Annotated in this window: 8 protein-coding genes and 1 pseudogene; 6 read left to right on the top strand and 3 right to left on the bottom strand. The window is 44.3% G+C overall.

Features of this window, described 5'->3' with window-relative positions:
* A pseudogene (locus WS42_RS15805) lies at nucleotides 1–563 on the top strand (hypothetical protein); the annotation flags it as partial.
* Between the two features lie 787 nt (nucleotides 564–1,350).
* On the opposite strand, the gene WS42_RS13525 reads toward WS42_RS15805, so the two are convergent.
* Nucleotides 1,351–1,860 (bottom strand): 3'-5' exonuclease, encoded by a 510-nt coding sequence (locus WS42_RS13525; RefSeq protein ID WP_013611780.1) that lies wholly within the window; start codon nucleotides 1,858–1,860, stop codon nucleotides 1,351–1,353.
* Between the two features lie 52 nt (nucleotides 1,861–1,912).
* A complete protein-coding gene (locus tag WS42_RS13520) occupies nucleotides 1,913–3,508 on the bottom strand; it encodes a YfcC family protein (RefSeq protein ID WP_046451250.1) in 1,596 nt (531 codons plus the stop codon).
* 226 nt (nucleotides 3,509–3,734) lie between these two features.
* Between WS42_RS13520 and WS42_RS13515 the strand changes: the two genes are divergently transcribed.
* The 5 genes from WS42_RS13515 to WS42_RS13495 all read left to right on the top strand — a co-directional run bounded on the left by WS42_RS13515 (nucleotide 3,735) and on the right by WS42_RS13495 (nucleotide 7,766).
* Nucleotides 3,735–4,553, top strand: a complete 819-nt coding sequence (locus WS42_RS13515; RefSeq protein WP_046402538.1) for a 2,3,4,5-tetrahydropyridine-2,6-dicarboxylate N-succinyltransferase — start codon at nucleotides 3,735–3,737, stop codon at nucleotides 4,551–4,553.
* 40 nt (nucleotides 4,554–4,593) lie between these two features.
* On the top strand, nucleotides 4,594–5,490 hold the full coding sequence (locus tag WS42_RS13510; RefSeq protein ID WP_046402536.1) for a diaminopimelate dehydrogenase: 897 nt from the start codon (nucleotides 4,594–4,596) through the stop codon (nucleotides 5,488–5,490).
* A 147-nt stretch (nucleotides 5,491–5,637) separates the two neighbouring features.
* On the top strand, nucleotides 5,638–6,210 hold the full coding sequence (locus tag WS42_RS13505) for an L-threonylcarbamoyladenylate synthase (protein ID WP_022161311.1): 573 nt from the start codon (nucleotides 5,638–5,640) through the stop codon (nucleotides 6,208–6,210).
* Nucleotides 6,211–6,246: 36 nt separating this feature from the next.
* A complete protein-coding gene (gene tsaB, locus WS42_RS13500) occupies nucleotides 6,247–6,933 on the top strand; it encodes a tRNA (adenosine(37)-N6)-threonylcarbamoyltransferase complex dimerization subunit type 1 TsaB (protein WP_046402534.1) in 687 nt (228 codons plus the stop codon).
* Between the two features lie 146 nt (nucleotides 6,934–7,079).
* Nucleotides 7,080–7,766 carry a PdaC/SigV domain-containing protein gene (locus WS42_RS13495; protein ID WP_022161313.1) on the top strand — a complete coding sequence of 229 codons (687 nt, stop codon included), beginning with the start codon at nucleotides 7,080–7,082 and terminating at the stop codon, nucleotides 7,764–7,766.
* A 74-nt stretch (nucleotides 7,767–7,840) separates the two neighbouring features.
* On the opposite strand, the gene WS42_RS15660 is transcribed toward WS42_RS13495, so the two are convergent.
* Nucleotides 7,841–9,046: a thioredoxin family protein gene (locus WS42_RS15660; RefSeq protein ID WP_022161314.1), complete on the bottom strand. Its 1,206-nt coding sequence runs from the start codon at nucleotides 9,044–9,046 to the stop codon at nucleotides 7,841–7,843.
* Between the last annotated feature and the right edge of the window lie 127 nt (nucleotides 9,047–9,173).

Raw genomic sequence — 9,173 nt, 5'->3', positions numbered from 1 at the left:
ACCGTGGTTACAACGATTTTGGCAATTTCTATACGATCAACCGTATAGGTGCTTTCTCGTTGTACGGGCAAAAACCAATGTACAGATCAAGCCCAAGACCTGAAAGCGGAGATTACCGAAAGGTATCGTTTCTGATGTCATCGGAAATTTTTCGGTTTATAAAAATTCCAAAGACTATCCTGAAGAACTTCAGAAACTCATCATCGAAGACCCCGAAGACGGTTTCAGATACATCTCCTGACGAACAATCTGAAGGCAGCGGCAGAACTGATTTCGCAGCTCTACCAAAACAAATGGAGCGTGGAACTGTTCTTCAAGTGGATCAAGCAGCACCTCAAAATCAAAAAGTTTTGGGGTACATCGGAGAATGCGATAGGCATCCAAATCTATTGTGCCATAATTACTTATTGCCTTGTAGCGATAGTACTATCCACGAAACACTGCAAATCCTCGGCATCTCACTGACGGACAAAACACATCTTAGTGACTTGTTCGACAAATCGAATTTCAAAAATGTCAAAGAACCCAATGATTCCAGTGAACCGAATTTGTTTAAAGTTTAAACATGTCCATTTTTAGTGGACAATAGTGACGGTAAATATATAAAACTACAGATATGAAAACAAAATTTCACACCTCTATTTACTCTTCTCCTCTCCCCATTCCAAGGAAAAGTATTGTAAATCAACACTCCTTCTAAGTTAGCTACTCTTTATACACATCTTTAGGAACTACTTTTTCCGCTCCATTTTATACTCCGGTTACTTTATCGTACTACTCCGTCTGCTCCACTAACCTAATACGATGATTGCCTGTAATTTTTCAGGTATGTATCTGCCATTTTTTATTTCTCGCCTGCCTGACTGTCCCTTGTCCATACCCGCAAGGTTTGGCGCAAGAAAATACCGCAACCTTCAGGCGAAGATGATTTTTCCCCAAAGCCGGAGGACTTGGTCTTGCTTGTACGAGAAGAACACGAGTTACCTTTGCCTGTGGTTATGGAACCCGGCTTCGGATGGTTGTCCTTTCCGTATGCTATCATTTCAGACGATTGTAGCCTGTAAGTTCAGGTTTTACAAAAAGAAATATTATCTTTGTACATAAGATAAAAAATTGTTTGAAAGCATGAGAAATATGGCGGTACGGAATAGTCCGATTTTTTCTTGGTGTTTATATACATGTTTACCTTAAACATAGGTATAGTTCGTTACTAATTCGTCTTCGGTGATCGGAATTGGCGACCCGGTCGCTTCTGTCGGTCATCTGGCTTTTTCTATCATTGACCGTTCCAGGCGAACCGGTCTGACGGTATAAAGTCCGGAATCGGAATAGAAAGAAAAAATATACCTGCTATAAATCGGGACATTGCTGCAAAATGGATTGCATAATGACAGCTGCAGCCTCGGCATCGGCCAGGGCATGATGATGATTTTTCAGGTCATATCCGCAAAAGGAAGAAACGGTATGCAACTGATAATTTTCCAGTCCTTTAAATAATTTCCGGGAAAGGCGGTAGGTACAGTAAAAGGAGTAACCGGGATAATCCATTTCGTAAAGCCGAAAGACAGCTTTCAGGCATCCCTCGTCGAACATGCTATTGTGAGCCACCAAAGGTATCCCTTCAATCATCGGAGCAATTTCCCGCCATACCGTAGGAAAAGCCAGAGCTTCCTCGGTATCCTCCCGACTCAAACCGTGAATAGCTGTATTACGCCGGGAATAAAAATTCGGTGCAGGATGAATCAGACTGTAAAACCGGTCTTCGATCACCCCCCGGTTCATCACGACGATCCCCACCGAACAAACACTGGTCTGCTGCCAATTGGCTGTCTCAAAATCTATTGCAGCAAATTTCTCCATTTTTACTTCAGCATTTATTTAGACAAAAATACATCATTAAAGCTTAAGATTTTCAAAACCCAGGCAACTGCATGACTACTGTGGGTATCAGTAACAGAAAACCCAGGACGACAAACAACAGGAGGATTTTGGCAAACCATTTTACCCACACCTCATAGGGAATGCGGGCGATTCCCAAAGCACCGATCAATACGGCGGAGGTGGGCGTGATCATATTGGTAAAGCCATCACCGAACTGGAAAGCCATCACTGTAGCTTGCCGGGAAATACCGATGACATCCGAGAAGGGAGCCATAATCGGCATCGTCAAAGCAGCTTTGGCCGATCCCGAAGGGATAATGATATTGATCAGCGTCTGAATTACATACATCGCACCAACCGAAGCCACTCTTCCGGCCTCGTTCATCAGAGAAGCCAAGGCATGTAATATAGGATCGATAATACGCCCGTCCTGCAAAATCTGGATGATACCTCCGGCCAGTCCGACCACAATAGCCGCCGATAAGATATCTTTGGCTCCTTCGAGAAACAATTTGATGATGCTGTCGGTATCTTTGCCCGCAGCATACCCCGTCAACACTCCCATCGCCAGAAAAATCGCCGAAATTTCGGGCAGATACCAACCATGCCCCATCACTCCGATCACCAGAAAAATGACCGTAAAAGCCAGGATAGAAAGGATAAAAAAATGGAAAGATTTCCGTAGCCCCAACCATCCGAACAAAGCGAACAAAACCGTACCGACCGGTACAGCATAAAAAGTGACCGAAGCATTCCCCAAACTAAAAGTAGTAACCGGATAAACGACAGCAAAAATAATCAGAGACACGAGAATCAATCCATACACGATATAAGAAGCCACCGGGATCGTATAAGCAACCTCTTCGCCACTTTCGGTACGGCGATTCCGCCAATATTCGTCGGCCCGATACATCGGGGAAAGGGTCGGATTGCGTTTCACCCGGGCCGCATAGATCAACACACAGGCAACTAAAATCACGGTGAGCAAAAACCAGCAAAACAAGCGGTATTCAAAACCGGAAAACAAAGGTAAGTCGGAAAGTCCCTGAGCGATACCGATGGTAAACGGATTCAGGATCGCTCCGGCAAATCCCACGTGGGCCGCAACATAGACCATACACAATCCGGTAATCGAATCATACCCCATCGAAATAGCCAAAGGTACAATGATAATCACAAAAGCCAGCGTTTCTTCGCTCATACCGAAAACAGCCCCGAACATACTGAACAAGAAGATAATCATAGCGATCACCAGATTGTTCACCCCGATCCGCTTCATAAAACGATGCCGTTCCAATCCCTGCGTAAAACGCAAAAAAGAAAAAATCCCTACATCGATCGCCCGGCTATTGTTCATAATCTGAAAAGCCCCGCCGATAATCAGTAAAAAGGCTATGATTCCGGCCTGCTTCTCAAATCCTTGCAACAAAGCGGAAAATACCTGCCAGGTCTGTGGAACCGATTCCACCGCATGATAAGAATTATCGACAATCACCGACCGGGTCGTTCCGTTGACCTCGACGGTATGGCGACTATACTCTCCTGCCGGGATAATCCAGGACAAGACGGCACAAAGCAGAATAATCGAAAAAATAATCGTATAAGTATGAGGAATCTTTTTCAGCATAGCACATTAAATAATTAAACTTTTACGACACGCATACGGTGAGGGAACAAAGGTATATATATTTTTTTATTGATCTATGTTTTATTCTACACATCGCGGGAAAAATCGGTTAGACGATTAACAATCCGGGGAACAGTTTTTGTCGTACAACAAATTATTGCGAAATTTGCAATTCCAGAGACATCCTGGGCATAGGCACTTTCGTCCGACAAAAAACGAGTTAGAAATGTATACAGCAATCAGAAAAATCATTGAAGCAGCCTGGGAGAACCGGGAATTATTGAAGAAAGAAGAGACCCGGTCGGCTATCGATCAGGTAATCGGGTTACTGGACAAAGGGAAATTGCGCACGGCTACTCCAACCGACGAAGGTTGGCAAGTGAACGAATGGGTAAAAAAAGCGGTTATCTTATATTTTCCAACCCAACCCATGTCGACCATGACCACGGGACCATTCGAGTATCACGATAAGATCCGGCTCAAACAAGATTATGCAGAATTAGGAGTACGGGTAGTTCCTCCGGCTGCCGCCCGCTATGGAGCCTATGTCGCCCCGGGAGTGGTGATGATGCCTTCCTATGTCAATATCGGTGCTTATGTCGATTCGGGAACGATGGTAGACACCTGGGCGACTGTCGGTTCGTGTGCCCAGATCGGGAAAAATGTACATCTTAGCGGAGGAGTCGGGATCGGAGGAGTATTGGAACCGGTACAAGCAGCACCGGTAATTATCGAGGACAACTGCTTCATCGGTTCGCGTTGTATTATTGTGGAAGGTGCCCATCTGGAAAAAGAAGTCGTACTGGGTGCGAATACGGTAATCACCGCCTCGACCAGGATCATCGATGTCACGGGAAATGAACCGGTAACATACCAGGGTTATGTGCCGGCCCGGTCCGTCGTGATCCCCGGTTCCCGAAAAAAACAATTTCCTGCCGGCGAATACGAAGTGCCTTGTGCGCTGATCATCGGAAAAAGAAAAGCATCTACCGACCTGAAAACCTCGTTGAACAGTGCATTACGGGAATTCGACGTGCCGGTATAAGAGATATAAAACAGATTCAGATTATTAAGATTAGAAATATATGGAGAAAATTAAAGCAGCCGTTATCGGATACGGCAATATCGGGAGATATGTAGTAGAAGCACTCCAGGTTGCTCCCGATTTCGAGATCGTGGGTATTGTACGCCGGAATACCGCCGAGGTTCCGGAAGAACTGCACAACTACAAAGTAGTAAGCCGTCTGCAGGATTTGGAAGGGGTTCAGGTAGCTATTTTATGTACCCCGACCCGCAGTGTGGAACACTATGCAACCGAAGCCCTCCGGCTAGGTATCAATACGGTAGACAGTTTCGACATACACACTCAAACTGTCGACTTACACCGCACTTTGGGAGAGGTAGCCCGTAAACATCAGGCTGTTTCCATTATGTCGGCCGGTTGGGACCCGGGAACAGATTCTGTAATACGTGCACTATTGGAAGCCTGTGCTCCGAAAGGTTTGACTTATACAAACTTCGGCCCCGGCATGAGTATGGGCCATACGGTAGCCGTCAAAGCGATCGAGGGAGTAAAGGCCGCCCTGTCTATGACTATCCCCACGGGAACCGGGATTCACCGCAGAATGGTATATATCGAACTTCAGGAAGGATATCTCTTCGGTGAAGTTGCACAGCAGATCAAAAACGATCCTTATTTCATAAATGATGAGACCCATGTCTTGCAGGTTGAAAAAGTAGACGACTTACTGGATATGGGCCATGGCGTCAACCTTACCCGGAAAGGCGTGTCGGGAAAAACACAAAACCAATGGTTCGAGTTTAACATGCGGATCAATAATCCGGCCCTGACCGCTCAAATTATGGTATCTTCAGCCCGGGCTTCGATGCGGCAACAACCCGGATGTTATACGCTGATCGAGATCCCGATGGCCGACCTGTTATATGGCGAACGGGAAGAACTCATCGGCCATCTGGTCTAAACCGGAATGTCTAATGATTTATGATTTACGATTTTCTCTGCCATATCAAGTGTGCAAGGTTATCATCGTAAATCATAAAACAAAAAGCCAAAAGGTGATTAAGGTAAAGAAAAACTTCGTATTTTCGCCCTTTGAAATCTATATTATATGAACGATAAACTCAAAGAGGAAATCCGGAAAACGCTGGGAATCCTGAAAAACGGAGGTGTAATTCTTTATCCGACCGATACGATCTGGGGATTGGGTTGTGACGCCACTAATCCGGAAGCTGTCAAACGGATTTATGACATCAAAAAACGGGCCGACAACAAATCGATGCTTGTATTGTTGGACGATGCAGGGAAAATAGCTTCCTATGCCGACGTCCCGGATATAGCCCTCGATTTGATCGAAGTGGCCGACAAACCGACAACTATCATCTATCCGGGTGCTAAACGTTTGGCACCCAATCTGATCGCAGAAGACGGTACGATCGGTATCCGGATTACGCGGGAAGAATTTACCCGATCTTTAATTTTCCGTTATAATAAACCCATCGTTTCGACTTCGGCCAATATCAGCGGCGAACCCTCCCCTCATTTTTTCGGGGAAATCAGTGAGGAGATCAAAAATGCAGTAGACTATATCGTAGATTATCGCCGCAACGATCATAACCCGGCAGCTCCCTCGAGTATTATCAAACTGGGAATGGGCGGGGAGATTCAAATTATCCGGAAATAATCTTTAGCTCTTGACTTTAAACATTCGACTTTAATTATGGCTTTGATTTTAAATATAGATACCTCTACTTCTGTCTGCTCGGTAGCCTTAGCCCGGGACGGAAAAATGATTGCCTTGAAAGAAAATAACGAGGGATTGAACCACTCGGTTTTATTAGGCACCTACATCGACGAAATCCTAAAAGACAATCACATGGATGCCCATTGTCTGGATGCCGTTGCGATCAGTATGGGCCCGGGGTCGTATACCGGATTACGCATCGGAGTATCTATGGCGAAAGGAGTATGTTTCGGAGCAGGTAAACCTCTGATCGCCGTACCGACCTTACAAGCACTGGCCTTATCGGTATCGGAACGGATACGGGAAGAAGCGCTGTATTGCCCGATGATCGACGCCCGCCGGATGGAAGTCTATACCGCTTTTTTCGACCGTAACAACCAAAAGGTCATCGATACCAAAGCAGAAATCGTCGACGAAAATTCGTTTGCCGATTTATTGGCCGGACATAAAATTTATTTTTTCGGAAATGGCAGCGACAAAGTCAGGATGCTCCTTACCGCTCCTAATGCTCATTTCATGGGACAAGTAGAAACCTCTGCCCGGCACATGATCCCCCTTGCAGAGGAGCTGTTCGGCCGGCAAGAATTTGTCGATGTCGCCTACTTCGAACCGTTTTATCTCAAAGATTTTATTGCCACGACTCCGAAGAAAAAAGTGATTTGATCCAATTTTCGCCGGCATATCGGGTTTTGAATTTTTCGATTATATTTTTTATAAAAAAATAGGAAATCATCTGTTAAAAGTTAACTTTGCAAATTCGATTTACGATATACCGTAAATTGCAATTTTAATTTTCAAAAAACAGAATGATGAAAACAAAACTTTTTACCCTGGTATTTGCAGTCCTTGCTTTAGGGGCTTGTAAAAAAGAGATTAAGCTGGATGTTAAACAAATCCATCTGACCGACAAGACCGGACAATGGGACATCAAAATCGACCGTCCTGCCTTCTCGACTACAGATGCTGAAACTGAAAAAAGCTGTGTCAAATTCAACGACGAGGTCAACGGGCTGATCAACGGTATTCATGCAGCCTTTATCGAACAAGCTAAAGAGAACATTGCCCGTTTAGATTCTGCAGGTTTCAAGCAAGTAGCTCCCTACGAACTGATCATTGAAGATTCGGTGTTCCTGGCAGACCAAAATTACATCAGTGTCCGGGTATTATCGTACGAAATGCTGGGAGGAGCCCATGGGATGACCAATTTTTATGCTATAAATTACGATGTGAAGACACAGAAATTCTTAACCAATAAAGATATCCTCAACCTAGACAAAGCAGCAGATATCAATGCCCTTTTAAAGGCTAATCTGAAAGATCCGGACAAATGCTTCACTTTCGAAGCTCCGACAGTGGATAATGTCACCTGCATCAACCTTACCCTCCACACGGTCGATTTTACTTATGCCCAATATATCCTCGGTCCTTACTCTTGTGGCCACACCATCATTTCCATTCCCAAAGAAAAGATGAAGGATATGCTGGTAATCAAATAATGGTCCGACCGGTTGAAATGGATAAAACAGTAACAACGGATAAAGCGGTTATTACCGTTGTTACTGTTTTAAATTTATTTTATATAATCCCGGTGGAATACGGGTAAATTCAGGTATTTATACAATGCATTCGAAAGTACAGGTGACGGAAAGAAAGGTTCACCGGCCATCAGTTCGAATGCCTTTTTATAATCTCCTTTCCGGGCATATGCCACAGACAGATACAATAAATTTTCTTTCGAAGGTATAGTTTTCAATGCCTGATAGGCCATATCGACGACCTGGTCAGCCAGTTCCATACCGACTTGTTCTTCCTGAAAGAAACCGGCAATAATCAACGTATAAAAAAATTGACCGGCCAGATAAGGATGTTTTTCCTTATATTTTCCGATCAGTTTCATCGCTTCCGGAATACCTTTTTGAAAATCTTTTTCAAACAAAGTATATTCCATATTCAATATTTCGAGATACATCCCGGCCAAAGGCAGGTTCAGTTCTTTCAAAAACCGAAGATAAGCCTGATACGCCTCCGGTTCTTCGCGCTGAACGATTCCACAACGTACTACCATCCGATACATATTGATCCAGAAATCATATCCCTTTTCGTATTTTTGATAAATTTCTGCCTTATTCAACAAAGTACGAAAAGCCAGATTGTCTTCCGCTCTCTGCATAAAACGTTTTAAAAAACGGTAATTTTCTTCTGTTTCCAATAGTTCGGACGATAAACCTTCCAAATATTCCCACATCATCGGTTCAACCCGATCGGGTTCCACTTTACTCAATACCCCCAACACATAATCACGGATCAGGTCAGGAGTACGTTCTCCGCTTTCCCAGCGTCGACGTCCTTCGTCCAACTGCTTATTCAAGTCCGATTGTGCGGCAGCAGCAGCCAACTTCAAAAACTCCTGAGGTTCGGCATATCCGACATGCATATCCCAAATTTCACCTTCGCCGTTCAGCCAAAAAAAAGCAGGAAAAGCTGTCGCCTTAAAATGCTGAAAAAAGGGATGCTCCTTATCTTTTTCTGCATCCAGTTTCAGACAAACAAAATGCGTATTGAAATAATCACCGACCCCGGCCTGGGTGAAAACCTCCCTGGCCATCTTTTTACAAGGTCCACACCAGGAAGTATACACATCTACAAAAATTCCCTTATTCTCGGATCGGGCTTTTTTCAAGGCTTCCTCGTAGCTACCGTGAAAAAAATCGATTCCCTGTGCTGAAGCAATTATACTCCAACTCATAGTAACCACCAATAAAAATAATTTACTCATAAATAAATCGTTATTACACCTAAAACCTAATCAGCAGGTCCTGCCAATCGATGCCTATCCCATCCTCACGACCGATTCCCTGACCGAAATATTTTATCAATACCGAAAATTTGCCGATCAGCCATCA

Source organism: Odoribacter sp. N54.MGS-14, from assembly GCF_000980295.1.
GTDB classification, from domain to species: Bacteria; Bacteroidota; Bacteroidia; order Bacteroidales; family Marinifilaceae; genus Odoribacter; species Odoribacter splanchnicus.
This window is presented reverse-complemented; position numbering and strand designations above follow the sequence as displayed.

Bases quoted from the DNA above. Each gene is read 5' to 3' on its own strand.
- tsaB (WP_046402534.1), top strand. From the start codon at position 6,247: ATGGCTTTGATTTTAAATATAGATACCTCTACTTCTGTCTGCTCGGTA.
- WS42_RS15660 (WP_022161314.1), bottom strand. From the start codon at position 9,046: ATGAGTAAATTATTTTTATTGGTGGTTACTATGAGTTGGAGTATAATT.
- WS42_RS13505 (WP_022161311.1), top strand. From the start codon at position 5,638: ATGAACGATAAACTCAAAGAGGAAATCCGGAAAACGCTGGGAATCCTG.
- WS42_RS13510 (WP_046402536.1), top strand. From the start codon at position 4,594: ATGGAGAAAATTAAAGCAGCCGTTATCGGATACGGCAATATCGGGAGA.
- WS42_RS13525 (WP_013611780.1), bottom strand. From the start codon at position 1,860: ATGGAGAAATTTGCTGCAATAGATTTTGAGACAGCCAATTGGCAGCAG.
- WS42_RS13520 (WP_046451250.1), bottom strand. From the start codon at position 3,508: ATGCTGAAAAAGATTCCTCATACTTATACGATTATTTTTTCGATTATT.
- WS42_RS13495 (WP_022161313.1), top strand. From the start codon at position 7,080: ATGAAAACAAAACTTTTTACCCTGGTATTTGCAGTCCTTGCTTTAGGG.
- WS42_RS13515 (WP_046402538.1), top strand. From the start codon at position 3,735: ATGTATACAGCAATCAGAAAAATCATTGAAGCAGCCTGGGAGAACCGG.